At 72.6% G+C, this 13,943-nt stretch carries 15 protein-coding genes; 5 read left to right on the top strand and 10 right to left on the bottom strand.

Going from position 1 to position 13,943, the window contains the following annotated elements:
* Window positions 1–42: 42 nt before the first annotated feature.
* The 4 genes from MUK52_RS25455 to MUK52_RS25440 all read right to left on the bottom strand — a co-directional run bounded on the left by MUK52_RS25455 (window position 43) and on the right by MUK52_RS25440 (window position 3,658).
* Complete coding sequence (locus MUK52_RS25455) at window positions 43–723, bottom strand: GNAT family N-acetyltransferase (RefSeq protein ID WP_114056808.1); 681 nt, start codon at window positions 721–723, stop codon at window positions 43–45.
* A 221-nt stretch (window positions 724–944) separates the two neighbouring features.
* On the bottom strand, window positions 945–1,808 hold the full coding sequence (locus MUK52_RS25450) for a MetQ/NlpA family ABC transporter substrate-binding protein (protein ID WP_284580276.1): 864 nt from the start codon (window positions 1,806–1,808) through the stop codon (window positions 945–947).
* Between the two features lie 126 nt (window positions 1,809–1,934).
* Window positions 1,935–2,603 carry a methionine ABC transporter permease gene (locus tag MUK52_RS25445; RefSeq protein ID WP_114056810.1) on the bottom strand — a complete coding sequence of 223 codons (669 nt, stop codon included), beginning with the start codon at window positions 2,601–2,603 and terminating at the stop codon, window positions 1,935–1,937.
* A complete protein-coding gene (locus MUK52_RS25440) occupies window positions 2,600–3,658 on the bottom strand; it encodes a methionine ABC transporter ATP-binding protein (protein ID WP_114056811.1) in 1,059 nt (352 codons plus the stop codon). Before MUK52_RS25440 ends, MUK52_RS25445 begins: the two co-directional genes overlap by 4 nt.
* A gap of 493 nt (window positions 3,659–4,151) precedes the next feature.
* On the opposite strand from MUK52_RS25440, the gene MUK52_RS25435 reads away from it, so the two are divergent.
* Together MUK52_RS25435 and MUK52_RS25430 are read left to right on the top strand one after the other, a co-directional pair.
* Window positions 4,152–4,520 carry a hypothetical protein gene (locus tag MUK52_RS25435; RefSeq protein WP_114056812.1) on the top strand — a complete coding sequence of 123 codons (369 nt, stop codon included), beginning with the start codon at window positions 4,152–4,154 and terminating at the stop codon, window positions 4,518–4,520.
* Window positions 4,513–4,971, top strand: coding sequence for a hypothetical protein (locus MUK52_RS25430; protein ID WP_502963596.1), 459 nt, complete (start codon window positions 4,513–4,515; stop codon window positions 4,969–4,971). The genes MUK52_RS25435 and MUK52_RS25430 overlap by 8 nt, the downstream gene beginning before the upstream one ends.
* On the opposite strand, the gene MUK52_RS25425 is transcribed toward MUK52_RS25430, so the two are convergent.
* From MUK52_RS25425 to MUK52_RS25415, 3 genes are all read right to left on the bottom strand, one after another.
* Window positions 4,961–5,473 (bottom strand): GNAT family N-acetyltransferase, encoded by a 513-nt coding sequence (locus tag MUK52_RS25425; protein ID WP_114056813.1) that lies wholly within the window; start codon window positions 5,471–5,473, stop codon window positions 4,961–4,963. The genes MUK52_RS25430 and MUK52_RS25425 overlap by 11 nt on opposite strands.
* Before the next feature lie 38 nt (window positions 5,474–5,511).
* On the bottom strand, window positions 5,512–6,027 hold the full coding sequence (locus tag MUK52_RS25420) for an RNA polymerase sigma factor (RefSeq protein ID WP_284580274.1): 516 nt from the start codon (window positions 6,025–6,027) through the stop codon (window positions 5,512–5,514).
* Window positions 6,028–6,157: 130 nt separating this feature from the next.
* Complete coding sequence (locus tag MUK52_RS25415; protein ID WP_284580271.1) at window positions 6,158–7,342, bottom strand: glycerophosphodiester phosphodiesterase; 1,185 nt, start codon at window positions 7,340–7,342, stop codon at window positions 6,158–6,160.
* 302 nt (window positions 7,343–7,644) lie between these two features.
* On the opposite strand from MUK52_RS25415, the gene MUK52_RS25410 reads away from it, so the two are divergent.
* The gene (locus MUK52_RS25410) at window positions 7,645–8,274 is read left to right on the top strand and encodes a lysophospholipid acyltransferase family protein (protein ID WP_114058822.1); all 630 of its coding nucleotides are present in this window, start codon (window positions 7,645–7,647) and stop codon (window positions 8,272–8,274) included.
* A gap of 20 nt (window positions 8,275–8,294) precedes the next feature.
* On the opposite strand, the gene MUK52_RS25405 is transcribed toward MUK52_RS25410, so the two are convergent.
* The 3 genes from MUK52_RS25405 to MUK52_RS25395 form a co-directional block, all read right to left on the bottom strand.
* A complete protein-coding gene (locus tag MUK52_RS25405; RefSeq protein WP_114056816.1) occupies window positions 8,295–9,773 on the bottom strand; it encodes a membrane-associated oxidoreductase in 1,479 nt (492 codons plus the stop codon).
* A gap of 68 nt (window positions 9,774–9,841) precedes the next feature.
* Window positions 9,842–11,404, bottom strand: a complete 1,563-nt coding sequence (locus tag MUK52_RS25400) for an MFS transporter (protein ID WP_114056817.1) — start codon at window positions 11,402–11,404, stop codon at window positions 9,842–9,844.
* Window positions 11,405–11,407: 3 nt separating this feature from the next.
* Complete coding sequence (locus MUK52_RS25395) at window positions 11,408–11,953, bottom strand: TetR/AcrR family transcriptional regulator (RefSeq protein WP_114056818.1); 546 nt, start codon at window positions 11,951–11,953, stop codon at window positions 11,408–11,410.
* 83 nt (window positions 11,954–12,036) lie between these two features.
* On the opposite strand from MUK52_RS25395, the gene MUK52_RS25390 reads away from it, so the two are divergent.
* Together MUK52_RS25390 and MUK52_RS25385 are read left to right on the top strand one after the other, a co-directional pair.
* A complete protein-coding gene (locus MUK52_RS25390; protein ID WP_284580266.1) occupies window positions 12,037–12,552 on the top strand; it encodes an HAD domain-containing protein in 516 nt (171 codons plus the stop codon).
* Between the two features lie 91 nt (window positions 12,553–12,643).
* On the top strand, window positions 12,644–13,813 hold the full coding sequence (locus tag MUK52_RS25385; RefSeq protein ID WP_284580263.1) for a hypothetical protein: 1,170 nt from the start codon (window positions 12,644–12,646) through the stop codon (window positions 13,811–13,813).
* Window positions 13,814–13,943 lie beyond the last annotated feature (130 nt).

The raw sequence follows: 13,943 nt of genomic DNA, 5'->3' as shown, positions 1-13,943 counted from the left end.
GGGGCCGGTCGTGCCGCCGGGGCGGCCCGGCGGGGCGGGGCGTCAGTTCCAGTCTGCGCCGACGCGCAGGCCGCCGGTCTCGACGGGGCGGGCGAGGGCGTTGCCGTAGCCGTAGCCGTCGGAGGCACCGTACGCGTCGGCGTCTTCGAGGTCCTCGGGCAGCAGGCTCCAGACGATGAGGTCGGTGCGGGCGTGGCTCCAGCTGCCGTCGCCGTTCTGGATGCGGGCTATCCAGGCGTTGCGCAGGACGCCTTCGCTGATGCAGCCGATCTTCTGGGCGACCTGCTGGGAGGCGGTGTTGTCGGCGGCGGTGCGCATTTCGAGGCGTTCGAAGCCCAGGTCGCGGAAGAGCCACTGGGCGACGGCGAGGACGGACTCGCCGGCGTAGCCCTCGCCGCGGGCCCAGGGGGCGGTGATGTAGGCGGCCTCGGTGCTGCGGGTGCGCCAGTCGGTGTTCTTCAGGTGGACGGTGCCGACGAGGCGCTGGGTGAGGAACTCGGCGACGGCGAAGACGATGCCGCGGCCGCTGGTGCGTTCGGCGTGGGAGTGCCGGGTGGCCCAGCCGTGGGCGTCGGCGTGGGTGTAGGGGTGCGGTGCGGGGGTCCAGGCGGTGACGTGCTCGTCGTTCATCATCTCGGCGAGCGCGGTGACGTCCTCCACGTCGAAGGGGCGCAGCACCAGCCGGTCCGTGCTGATGGTGACGTCCGGGAAGGTGGTAGTCATGCGCAGCTCCATGCCTGGGAGGTGGGGCGACCGTGGTGCGGGACCGGGTGGGCGGGGGCGCCGTCGTGCGGGCCGTCCAGCCACAGCATGCAGCATCGAACGGCCTGTGTGCATGGCCGCCCCTGCCCGCTCGCGGGCAGCGTGCGGCCCCGCACGCCCGGTCGGGTGTGCGGGGCCGTGTGCCCGGGGCGGCCGCGCCCGGTGCGGGCGCGGGAGCGGGGTCAGGAGGCGGGGGTGCCGAAGGCCGGGGTGACGGAGCCCTGGTACTTCTCCTCGATGAACGCGCGGACCTCGTCGGAGTTGAGGAGCTTGGCGAGCTTCTGGACGCGCGGGTCCTTCTCGTTGCCTGCCTTGACCGCGAGGAAGTTGGCGTACGGGTTGCCCTCGGACTTCTCCAGGACGAGGGCGTCCTTGGCCGGGGAGAGCTTCGCCTCCAGGGCGTAGTTGCCGTTGATGACGGCGGCGTCGACGTCGTTCAGGGCGCGCGGGACGGTGGCGGCCTCCAGCTCCTTGAACTCCAGGCCCTTCTTGTCGGTGATGTCGGACAGCTTGGCGCTGGTGCCGACGCCCTCCTTGAGGGTGATCAGGTTGTTGGCGGCGAGGAGCTGGAGGGCGCGGCCCCCGTTGGTGGTGTCGTTGGGCACGGCGACGGTGTGGCCGGGCCGGAGGTCCGTGACCGCCTTGACCTTCTTGGAGTAGAGGCCGAGGGGCTCCAGGTGCACGTTGGCGACGGGCACGATGTGGGTGCCGTTCTTCTTGTTGAAGTCGTCGAGGTACGGCTTGTGCTGGAAGTAGTTGGCTCCGACCTGGCCCTGCTCGGTGGCGGTGTTGGGCAGGACGTAGTCGGTGAACTCCTTGACCTCCAGCTTGAGGCCCTCCTTGGCGGCCAGCTTGTCCTTGACGAAGTTCAGGACGTCGGCGTGCGGGCTCGGGGAGGCCGCGACGACGAGGGGCTTGCTGTCGTCGGCTGCGCCGCCGGACGCGGCGGAGGAGGAGGGGTCGGAGGCGCTGCCGCATGCGGTGAGGCCGAGGGCGAGGGCTGCGGTCGCTGCGGCGAGGAGGGTGGGCTTGGTGTTCTTACGCACGAAGAGTGCCTTTCATTGCGGTGCAAGTGCGCGGGTCGTGCGCAGGTCTTGCAGGTGGTGGCCCAAGCACGACAAGTGCGGGCTTTCGGGGGGTGGGTGGTTCGGGGGCCGCCGGGCGGGCCGGCGTCAGGCCGTGCGGCCGCGGCGGGCGAGGAGGCGTACGGCGCCGTCGCCGATGAGCTGGATCACGGTGACGAGGGCGATGAGGACGGCGACGGTGGCGAGCATGAAGCCGGTCTCGAAGCGCTGGAAGCCGTAGGTGACGGCCTTGGAGCCGAGGCCTTCGCCGCCGACGGCGCCGGCCATGGCCGAGTAGCCGACGAGGGTGATCAGGGTGGTGGTCACGGCGGCGACGAGCGAGGGCAGGGCCTGGGGCAGGAGCACCTTGGCGACGATGGTCGGGACTCCCCCGCCCATGGACTCGACGGCTTCGACGAGGCCGTGGTCCACCTCGCGGACGGCGGTCTCGACGAGGCGGGCGAAGAAGGGGATGGCGCCGATGGCCAGCGGGACGATCATGGCGGTGGGGCCGATGAAGGTGCCGACGACGGCGGTCGTGACCGGGATCAGGGCGATCAGCAGGATGATGAACGGCAGCGAGCGGCCGATGTTCACGACCACGCCGAGGACCTTGTTGAGCGGCCGGTTCTGCAGGAGGCCGCCCTTGTCGGTCAGGACAAGGAGGATGCCGACGGGCAGGCCGCCCAGCACGGTGACGAGGGTGGACCACAGCACCATGTAGAGCGTGTCGTACGTGCCCTGGGTGAGCAGGGGCTGCATCTCGGACCAGGTCACTTGGCACCTTCCTTGACGAGTTCGGCGATCTCGGTGTCGAGGTCGGGGCCGGCGGTGTCGACGGGCTCGACCTGGAGGCCCTGTTCGCGCAGGAAGCCGACGGGCACGACGTTGTCCTCGTAGCGGCCGGGCAGCTCGATGCGCATGCGGCCGACCTGGCGTCCGCCGACGGTGTCCATCGCGGCGCCGAGGATCGAGATGTCGATGTTGTAGGTCCGGGACAGCTGGGAGATGACCGGCTGGGTGGCGGCGTCCCCGTGGAAGGTGACGTCGACGACCGTGCGGTCGGGGCCGCCGGCGGCGCCGGTGAGGGGGAACAGCTCCTCGGCGAGCTCGGAGCCGGGGGTGGCGAGGAGTTCGGCGACGGTGCCGGACTCGGTGATCCGGCCGCGCTTCATGAGGGCGGCGGAGTCGCAGACGGTCTTGACGACGTCCATCTCGTGCGTGATGAGCAGGACGGTCAGGCCGAGGCGCTGGTTGAGGTCGCGCAGCAGCTGGAGGATGGAGCGGGTGGTCTCCGGGTCCAGGGCGCTGGTGGCCTCGTCGGAGAGGAGCACCTTGGGGTCGCCGGCGAGGGCGCGGGCGATGCCGACGCGCTGCTTCTGACCGCCGGAGAGCTGGCCCGGGTAGGCCTTGGCCTTGTCGGCGAGGCCGACGAGGTCGAGGAGTTCGAGGGCCTTGCGGGAGCGCTCGCGGGAGGGGGTGCCGAGGATCTCCAGGGGGAGTTCGACGTTGGCCTGGACGGTCCGCGAGGACAGCAGGTTGAAGTGCTGGAAGACCATCCCGATGCGGCTGCGGGCCTCGCGGAGCTCCCGGCCGGCGCGGCGGCCGCGGCCGGCGAGGGCGGTGAGGTCGACGCCGTCGACGGTCACGGTGCCGGAGGTGGGGCGCTCCAGCAGGTTGACGCAGCGGATGAGGGAGGACTTGCCGGCGCCGCTCTGGCCGATGACGCCGAAGACCTCGCCTTCGCGGACATGGAGGTCGACGCCGTCCAGGGCGGTGACCTCGCGGCCACGGGACTGGTAGACCTTCGTGAGGCCCGATGTGGTGATCACAGGATTTCCGTCGCTGTCGAGTGCGCGGCGCAGCAGTGTGCGCTGGGCGCCGTGCACGGGCAAACATCTGGGGCGCGATACGGGTCAAACCGGATTCATGCGGCGGTTTCCACGTAGGCGCGGGGCAGGAGCGGTCCGTTCCGTCCTGCGGGGCAGGTGCGGGGCGGACGGGCTCGGCCGGTCTCGCTTCGGGGCGCGGGACGGGTGGAGAGGGGCCCTCAGAAAGCGCACATTCGACACATACAACGAGCACCGGGCGTCATCGTCGCCTCGGTCGCAAGGGTGCGGCTGCTCGTCGTGGTCATGGGCCCCAGTAAACCAGACATATCCCTTGACCGATCAATTATGTCCGAATAGCGGACGATCATGAGTCGGATACCGGACACGACCGGTCGTCTCCGGACACCCCGCCTTCACGGTCCGGCGGGTCGTGCGCGGCGGCCCGCGCAGGGGCGCGCGCAGCCGGTCCCCCGGCCCGTAATACGCTCGCTGCATGCTCGACGCCCTGACGGTCGCCATCGGCGCGGCCGCCCTCGCCCTCGCCGCCTGGTGCGGTTTCGCCGCCCTGCGGAACCAGCCCACCAAGGACTGGCACTTCATCGGCATGGGTGTGGTGACCCTGCTGGTCCTGGCCCAGCTGGTGGTCGGCATCGTGATGCTGGCCCGCGGCGAGCGGCCCGACGAGAGCTCTGTGATCTTCCTGGCGTACCTGGTCGGCGCGTTCGCCGCGGTCCCGGCCGCCGGGCTGCTCTCGCTGAGCGAGCGCACCAAGTGGGGATCGGTGACGGTGGCCGCCGGCGCGGTGGTCCTCGCCGTCCTCGAAGTACGGCTCTACGACATCTGGGGGACCCCCGGTGCCTGACACGGACCACACCCCGGCAGCGGCGAAAGGCGCCGAGGCCGCCCCGGACGCCCCCGCGGCCCCCGTCCCGCGGCGGCTCGTCTCCGGCCCCGGGCTGCTGCTCGTCTGGCTGTACGGCGTGATCACGGTCGGCGCGGTCTCGCGCTCCGTCTACCAGATCTCGACCGAGTTCGACCGGGCACCGCTGCCGTACACGCTGACCGGCGCGGCCGCACTCGTGTACTGCTTCATCACGTACTCGCTGGTGCGCGGCGGCGAGCGGGCCCGCAGGGCGGCGCTGCTGTGCTGCGCCGCCGAGCTGGCGGGCGTCCTCGTCGTCGGCACCTGGACGCTGCTGCGCCCCGAGGCCTTCCCGGACGCCACCGTGTGGTCGCAGTTCGGGATGGGCTACCTGTTCATCCCGGTGATCCTGCCGGTCACCGGGATGCTCTGGCTGCGCGTCAGGCGCTGACCGCGAAGTCGGCGGCGCCCGCCGCCCTCTCCTTCTCCAGGACCACCAGGCGCACGCCGTCGGACGCGGTGCGCCCGCCGACCTGCACGTAGCCCGCCTTGCGGTACAGCCGCAGGTTCGACTCGCTCTTGTGGCCGGTGTGCAGGCGGAAGCGGGTGGGTGCTGACTCGCGGCCGCCGAGGGCCTCCTCGACGGCGTGCAGGAGGCGGGCGCCGAGGCCGTGGCCCTGGAGGCGGGGGTGCACGCACAGCTTGGCGATGCTGCCGGCGCCGTCCTCGTCGATGCGGCCGCGCACGGTGCCCACCACTTCCTCGCCGAGCCGGGCGACGAGCACGGTGTCGGACGCGAGTTCCGCCTTCAGGGAGTCCAGGGTCTGGGTGAGCGGCTGGATGCGGTAGTTGCCGTACAGCTCGGCCTCGCGCTGGAACGCCAGGTACTGCAGTTTGAGGATCTGCTCGGTGTCCTCGGCAACCGCCGCCGAAATGGTCACGCTCATGCCCATGTGCGCACGCCTCCTGCTCACCTGGTGGCCCGTTGGTTCTACCGCTCCCTTCCCCGAAGGCCAGGAGCCCCAACCTCTGACGCGAGCATTCTGCGCAGACATCCCAGGCAACGGGAACGGACGGGCCCCAAACTTCCTTGTGAGATACCCAACTCTCCTGCGATTTCACGGTAAGTCAGGTCTCTGGGCGACAGAAGTGCCCGCATCAGCTCGGGACAGCGTCCGGGCAGTCGGGCGACCGCCGAACGGAGTGCCCGGTGCTCCTCCCCGTGCAGGGCGGCCTCCTCGGGCGCGGCGCCCGCGTTCCCGGGCCGGCTCCCGTACGGGACCTCCCGCCGGGCCCGGCGCCGGGCGCGGCGGGCCTCGGCCCGTACGGCCCGGCGCAGCCAGCGGGCGGGCTCGGCGGGGGCGGGGCGGGCCTCCAGCAGCCTGACCCAGACGGCCTGTTCCAGGTCGGCGGCCTCCATGCCCGCGCCGGCGGCCTCCGCGGCCGCCTCGGCGGACAGCAGGGGGCCCAGTCGGTCGACTACCTCGGAGTCCTTCAGCAGGTCCATGCCGGGCGGGACGCGCGGGCGGTGCCCGGCGGTTTCCCCTCCCGGCACGGCCCACCCGAAGGCGGTGCTCCGCTTCCTGGTTGACGTACGTCCGGGCGGCGGACGGGAGGCTCGGGGGCGGCCGCGGCCGTCAGGGGCGGCCGCGGCCGGGCCGGAAGTCCTCGGCCGCGAGCAGCGCGGTGTCGGGCTGGTCGGTGAAGATGCCGTCGATGCCCTGCGCGAAGTAGGCCCGCAGCGCGCCGAAGGCGTCGCCGTAGGCGGCGGGGTCGGTGCCCTTGCGGAACTCGGCCGGCAGGAAGGCGTTCTCGTTGCGGGCGGTGTAGGGGTGCAGGACCAGCCGCCGGGCGTGGGCGTCGCGGACGAGGGTGGTGGGGGTGCCCAGCCGGCCGTCCGCGGTGCGCGGGATGACCAGGTCGAGGGTGGGGCCGATCCCCTGCGCGAATCCGGCGATCCACTTCAGCCCTTCGGGCGTGACGAGGTCCGCGACGGTGCGCGGGTCGCCGGCCAGGACGAAGTCCCAGGGGCGGCTGCGGGCGTCGGAGAGCAGCACGACGCGCGGCGTGTCGACCAGCCGGGCGAGCCGCTGGATGCTGGACGGCTCGAAGGACTGGAGGAAGACGGGGGCGTCCCGGCCGTCGCGGCCGTGGCGGCGCAGCAGCCGGGCGAGGGGCTCCTCCAGCCCGAGGCCGAGCGAGCGGAAGTAGCTGGGGTGCTTGGTCTCGACGTGCAGCCAGACCCGGCGCCCGCGCCGCCGGCCCTCGCGGTCGGCCCAGCGCAGCACCTCCTCGAAGGTGGGGACGTCCCAGCGCCCGTCGTAGAGGGTGTTGCGCTGCCGCAGGGCGGGGATGCGCTCCTTGGCGCGCAGCCTCTTCAGTTCGGCGAGGGTGAAGTCCTCGGTGAACCAGCCGGTCACGGCGGTCCCGTCGACGGTCCTGGTGGTGCGGCGGGAGGCGAACTCCGGGTGGTCGGCGACGTCGGTGGTGCCGCCGATCTCGTTCTCGTGCCGGCACACCAGGTGCCCGTCGCGGGTCGGCACCAGGTCCTGCTCGACGACGTCGGCGCCGAGATCGAGGGCGAGCGCGTACGAGCCGAGGGTGTGCTCGGGCCGGTGCCCTGAGGCGCCCCGGTGGCCGATGACCAACGGCACGGGCAGCCCCCGGTACCCGCCGCCGCGCCGGTCCTCCCCGGCCCGCCGCTCCTGCCCGGGCTCCGCGGCGGCCGCGGAGCCCGCGGAGAGTCCGGCCGTGCCTGCGGCGCCCGCCGCCAGGACGGCTGCCCCGAGGACCGTGCGCCGTGCTGCCCCACCCTGCGTCATGAATGGCACTCCCTGCTGGTCGGGGGCCGCGGCGGGACCGGTGCGCCGGCGTCCGCGGCGGCCCGGATCGGCGAGCCGATGGTAGGCACCGGCGGATGGCCCGGAGGGGGTTGCCGGCCGAACATGGCGCAAACGCGCGTCAACAGTGCGTTGCAAACCGGTGAACCCGATGTGCGATCAGACCTGACCCGCGAGTATCGTCCTCACCTGCACGGCCTCTGCGCCGTGCACAGCCGCTTTTGGATGCCGGAGGGCTCACGTTGTTCCGTACCGCGCTCATCAAGGCCACCGTCGGACCGGTCATGCGCATGATGTTCCGCACCCGTGTGGAGGGCGTCGAGAACATCCCCGGCTCCGGGCCGGTGATCCTGGCGGGCAACCACCTCACGTTCATCGACTCGATGATCCTGCCGCTGGTCTGCGACCGCACCGTCCACTTCATCGGCAAGGACGAGTACGTCACGGGCAAGGGTCTCAAGGGCCGCGCCATGGCCTGGTTCTTCACCGGCTCCGGCATGATCCCCGTCGACCGGGACGGCGCCAACGGCGGCGTCGCCGCGCTGATGACCGGCCGCCGCATCCTGGAGGAGGGCAAGATCTTCGGGATCTACCCGGAGGGCACCCGCTCCCCCGACGGCCGCCTCTACCGCGGCCGCACCGGCATCGCCCGGCTCACCCTGATGACCGGCGCCCCCGTCGTGCCGTTCGCGGTGATCGGCACCGACAAGCTCCAGCCGGGCGGCAAGGGCATGCCCCGCCCCGGCCGGGTCACCGTCCGCTTCGGCGAGCCGATGGAGTTCTCCCGCTACGACGGCATGGACCGCGACCGCTACGTGCTGCGCGCCGTCACCGACTCCGTGATGGCCGAGGTCATGCGCCTGTCGGGCCAGGAGTACGTGGACATGTACGCCACCAAGGCGAAGGCCGCCTGACCCGGGCCCGCGCCGTGCCCCTACTGCCGGCGCAGTGACCGGCTGATGCCCGCTGCCGTCGTCGTGGCGAGGACCCAGCCGGTCACGATCAGCAGGTACGACAGCCACTGCGCCCAGCCGCGCGGCGCGAAGGCCTGCTCCTGCCCGAACCCGATGATCGGCAGCATCAGGTCCAGGGTGTAGAAGACCGGGTTGAACTCGGGAGCCTCGTCCGGCTTCAGCGGCGGCGGGGGCCTCATCCCGTACGCGACGGAGCCGGTCAGCAGCAGCGCCAGCAGCCAGAGCGCCGCGCGCAGCGGCCGGAAGCCGTAGCCGACGGTGGCGTCCTGGAGGAGCCCCCACAGCCGGCCGTGCCGGGGCAGCGTCCCCCGGTGGCGGCGGAGCTTGGCGAGCTGCACCGTGCGGGCGGCGGCCTCGTCGCCCACGGTGAGGTAGGCGGCGGCGAGCTGCTCGTAGGCGTACGGGAGGTAGCCGGACTCCTCGCGCTCCAGCGCGGGCAGCCGCTCCTCGGCCGGCAGGTGCGGGGCGAGGGTGCGGTAGGTCAGGCCGTCGACGCGGATGCGGTCGGGCCAGGCGGTCGGCGGGACGTGCAGCAGGTCGAAGGTGGAGCGCCGCAGGTTCACCGACCCCTGGAGGGTGGGGCACTCCCGCAGCCAGAGCTCCCCGGCCGTGCAGCTGGAGGCGCGCAGGGCGACTCCGCCCGGGTTGGCGAAGGAGGCGTAGGCGAGGTTCAGCTGGCCCGGTATCCGGGATCCGGTGAGGTTGACGCGGCCGCGGGCCTGCATGCGCATGGCGCGCAGGTCGGTGCCGACGGTGAGGGTCTCGGCGTGCAGGGCGGTGCCGCCGGGGGCGAGGAGGCGGGCGTCGTCGAGGTTGATCCGGCCGCCGACGGTGGCGCCGTTGATCCGCGTCTGGCCGTGGACGGTCAGGCCCGCCGCGATGACGTCGGTGCCGATGTGGGCGTGGTTGAACTGCAGCGGCGGCTCCTCCCCCTCCCGTCCGGCGGTGTCCGGGTCGCCTATGACGGCCTTCTTCAGGAAGAAGCCGCCGCCTATCCGGGCCCCGGCGAGCCGGACGGGGCCGGTGATCCGGCAGCAGGCGAGGCGGAGGGCGAGGTCGACGGTGAGCGTCGAGGCGGTCAGGCCGGGCAGCACCGAGTCGGTGAGCGACAGCGCCCGCAGCCGGGCCCCGAACAGGACCGGCTTGCGCTCGAAGAGGCAGGCGCGCAGCCGGATCGCGTGGTCGACGTCCGCGTACTTGAGGACGAGCTTGCCGGTGATGCGGGCGCCGCGCACGTTCAGGCCCGCGACCTGCCCGTCCCGCGTGGGGCCGGTGAGCAGGAGCGCGGCCAGCGCCTCGGCGCGCAGGGTGCGCTCGGGCCCCCACGAGGACCCGGCCGCCGGGTCCTCGTCGGGGTGCTCCCGGAAGTCGACGCCCTCGCCGCGCGGGAAGGCGTCCCAGACGCGGCGCTCCGCGGGGGTCAGCTCGATGATCTCCACCGGCGGGATGGTGTCCCGCCGGCCGACGGACTGTCAACCACCCTCCGCGCGGCGCCTCTTGGCCGCGGTCAGGGGTGCGCCGGGGCGCCGTCCTGGAGCTTCTGGCCCTTGAGCAGGAACCACGCGGCGACCGCGGTGGCCAGCAGGACGAGCGCGCTGACCCCGGAGGCCAGCCGCAGCCCCTCCACGAAGGTGTCCTGGGCGGCGGTGACCAGGGCGTGCGCGGTCTGCGGGTCCAGCGAGGACGCCGCCTCCACTGCGCCGCCGAGCGAGTCGTGCGCCGCCTCCGCGACGGCCGGAGGCACCTGCGCCGGGGCGGTGAACCCCTGGTAGACGCCGGTGACGATGGAGCCGAGGAGGGCGATGCCGAGAGCTGCCCCGAGCTCGTACGCGGTCTCGGAGACGGCCGAGGCGGCGCCGGCCTGCTCCTTGGGCACGCTGGAGAGGATCACGTCGGCGGTGACGGTGAAGGAGAAGCCCGCACCGACGCCGACGGCCAGCAGGGATGCGCCGAGCAGCGGGTAGCCGCTGGTCCGCTCGACCGCGGTGAGCGCGGCGAGCGCCAGGCCGATGGCGCCGAGCCCGCCCGCGACGACGGCCCGCACCGAGAAGCGGCGGGCCCAGGCGCCGGCCACCAGGCCGGTGGCGACGGCGCCGACGGCGGCGGGCAGTTCGGCCAGGCCGGCCTCCAGCGGCTCGCGGCCCTGGACCAGCTGGAGGAACTGGGAGAGGAAGAACAGCAGTCCGGACAGGCCGAACACGGTCAGCAGGTCGGCGATGACGGCGCCGGAGAAGCCCCGGTCCTTGAAGAGCCGCACGTCGAGGAGCGGCGCGTCCAGGGTGAACTGGCGGCGGACGAAGGTGTACAGGGCGGCCGCACCGCCCAGCGCGGCCGCGGCGACCTCGGGGGTCAGGCCGTGCGTGGCGGCTTCCTTGACGGCGTAGACGACGCCGATGACACCGACGAGGGACAGCGCGACGCTGAGGAGGTCCCACGGGCCGGCGACCGGGTTCTTCGACTCGGGCAGCAGCTTCACGCCGACGATGACGAGGACGGCCATGACGGGCAGGTTGATGAGGAAGACCGAGCCCCAGTAGAAGTGCTGGAGCAGCGCCCCGCCGACGACGGGCCCGACGGCCGCGCCCGCGGAGGCGGCGGCCCCCCAGATGCCGATGGCGAGGCTGCGCTCGCGCGGGTCGGTGAAGATGTTGCGGATCAGCGCCAGCGTGGACGGCATGAGGGTCGCGCCGGCGACGCCGAGGAGGGCCCGGGCGACGATCATCATCTCGGGGCTGGTGGCGCAGGCGGTGAGCACGGACACGGCGCCGAACGCGGTCGCGCCGGTCAGGAGCAGCTTCTTGCGTCCTATCCGGTCGCCGAGGGAGCCCATGGAGACGAGCAGGCCGGCGATGACGAAGGAGTAGATGTCGCCGATCCACAGCAGCTGTGTGCCGGACGGCTTCAGGTCTTCGGAGAGGGATGGCGTGGCGAGGCCGAGGACGGTGGCGTCGACGGCGACGAGGAGGACGGCGAGGACCAGGACGGCGAGCGCGAGCCAGCGCCCGCGGCTGCCGCCGCCACTGGTGCCCTCCGCCCCGTTCAGGGGCTTCAGCTGCTCGGTGCGGGTCATGTCCTATCGCTTTCGTTGTGCTCCGCCGAGCAACAGCTCGGTGATCATGTGCTGGTAGTCCTTGGCGGCGACCCGGCCGTCCATGACGGCCCAGGCGCAGGTGCCGATGAGGCCGTAGAGCGCCTCGGTGAGCCAGGCGGGGCTGAGGTCGATGCGGATGTCGCCCTCGGACTGGCCGCGCCGGAAGAGGGCGCTGACGCGGGCGTCGAGCCGGGCCCAGCCCTCGTTGACCTGGTCCCCCTCGAAGAGCTGGTTCTCGGTGACGAGGAAGGCCAGCAGCTGGGCGTTCGCCTCGCTCTCGGCGACGAGCCGGCGCAGCGCCTCGACGGCGGTGCCCTCGCCGAGCCGGGCCCGGTCCAGGGCCTGCTCGAACTCGCGGATGCCGAGGTCTTCCAGGGCCCGTACGAGGGCGTCGCGACCGGCGAAGTGCCGGTGGAGGGTCGCGCGGCCGATGCCTGCGGCGCGGGCGACCTCGTCCATCGTGGCGGTCGACTTGCGGGAGAGCAGGGCTGCGGCGGCGCGGAGCACCTGGTCACGATCCATGGCCATGAGACGACGATACACCAAATGAGACACCGTTGTCTCATTCTATTCCGATGCCCTTGCCCATCCCCGACCGGAAGACTGCCGACATGACGAGTAAACCCCTGCTCCTGATCGACGTGGACGGCCCCCTGAACCCGTACGCCGCCCAGCCCGAGCGCCGCCCCGTCGGCTACACCACCCACCGGATGCGCCCGAGCGGCTGGACCGGGGCCGAGAGCTCGAAGCCGCTGCGCGTGTGGTTGAACCCCTCCCACGGTGCGGAGCTGCGCGCACTGTCGGACGCGTACGAGCTGGTCTGGGCGACCACCTGGAAGGACGAGGCGAACGACTGGATAGGCCCGCACCTCGGGCTGCCGCGGCTGCCGTACATCGACTGGCCGCAGATGCACGGGCGGGCACCGGGCGGCACCTTCTGGAAGACGCAGTACGTCCTGGAATATGCGCGCGGGCGGGAGTTCGCCTGGGTCGACGACGACATCACCGACGCGGACCGCGAGTACGCCGACCACCACCACCTGCACCGGGCGCTGCTGATGCGGATAGACGAGCGGATCGGGCTGCTCCCGGCGGACTTCGACGCGCTGGCGCACTGGGCGGCGTGACCGCCCCGGATTTTGATCATGCGTGGACCGCACGCCTAGCATGCCCATGCCACCCCCGCTCCCCTCCGTCCCACGCCGACGAAAGCGACCCATGCGCATCCAGCGGATCCTCGCCACGACCGCCGCCCTCACCTGCCTGACCGCCCTCGCCGGGTGCAAGGAGGGCGGCGACCCCGGCTCGCCTCCGGCCGGCGCCTCCGCCGCCGCTGCGGAGGGCGCCCTCGCCGTGGCGCAGGAGCAGCTGCGGAAGTTCGCCTCCTGCGAGGACCTCAGCTCCAAGCCCGGCGACCCGCGGCTGCCGGCCCGCGACTTCCCCAAGGCCGGCCAGTGGTCGGTGGAGGAGGTCGGCGTCTGCAGCGACACCTCCGAGACGGGCGCGATCGTGATCGCCGTCCCGAAGGACATGAAGGCCTTCCAGGAGGGCTACAAGACGTACGTCATGGACAGGATCGCCGCGGGCGACGGCGCCTACGGGCTGTTCGACCAGGTCCTGGTCGGCAAGGGCTTCGTCGTCTTCCCGACCCGCACGCCGACGTCCGTGAAGCTCGTCCGCTCCGACCTGCGCGTCCTCGTCTGCAACCCCGGCGGCCGGGTGCCCGAGGGGTACAAGCGGGAGAGGCCCCTCGTCGAGGGCTGCTCCCTCACCGACTTCGTCGCCTCCGAGGACGGCTCGGGCAGCCCGAACTTCGAGATGCCGCAGAACCCGGACGGCGGCGGCGAGGCCAAGCCCGGCCAGCCGAAGAGCGGCAGCCTCGGCCTCCCCCGCGCGGGCAGCCTCACCGAACTGCGCAAGCTCGTCGGCAGCAGCCTCGCCTGCGGGAAGAACTACTCGACCGACCCCGAGACCGTCGCCGTCTCCTCGATCGACTACGAGCCGGTGGTCACGGGCAACGCGCTGGACTGGGGCGTGACGGGCCGCGCCCTGTGCGGGCAGCCGGCCGGCGAACGCCGCGCCCACGACCTGAGCTGGCTGAGCACCGTCGGAGACATGAAGAAGCTCCAGGCGAAGGCCAAGGCCGCCCAGCAGGCCGACCTGAAGGACGACGGCCGGCTCAAGGCCACCACGAGCCTGCTGCTCGTCGGCGAGAACATCGCGGTCGAAACCAACAGTCCCTCGTCCCGGTTCGGGCTCTACCAGCTGCAGTTCCTCTACCTGAACTGCACGCCCGGGTTCAAGGCCCCGGCCGGGTACCGGCTGGAGAAGGCCCAGGTCGAAGGCTGCGTCCTGACCAACTACGAGCCGGACAACCCGGCGGCCTGAGCCGCGGGCGGGCGGCGCGCAGGCCGCGGGGCGCGGCTGGGGGCCGCACGCGAACGCGGCGGAGGGGCGGCCGGAGCACGGGGCTCCGGCCGCCCCTCCGGGCGTGCCGCGGCGTGCGGACCGGCATGCC

It is taken from the genome of Streptomyces sp. 2P-4 (assembly GCF_030167965.1).
GTDB lineage: Bacteria > Actinomycetota > Actinomycetes > Streptomycetales > Streptomycetaceae > Streptomyces > Streptomyces globosus_A.
This window is presented reverse-complemented; position numbering and strand designations above follow the sequence as displayed.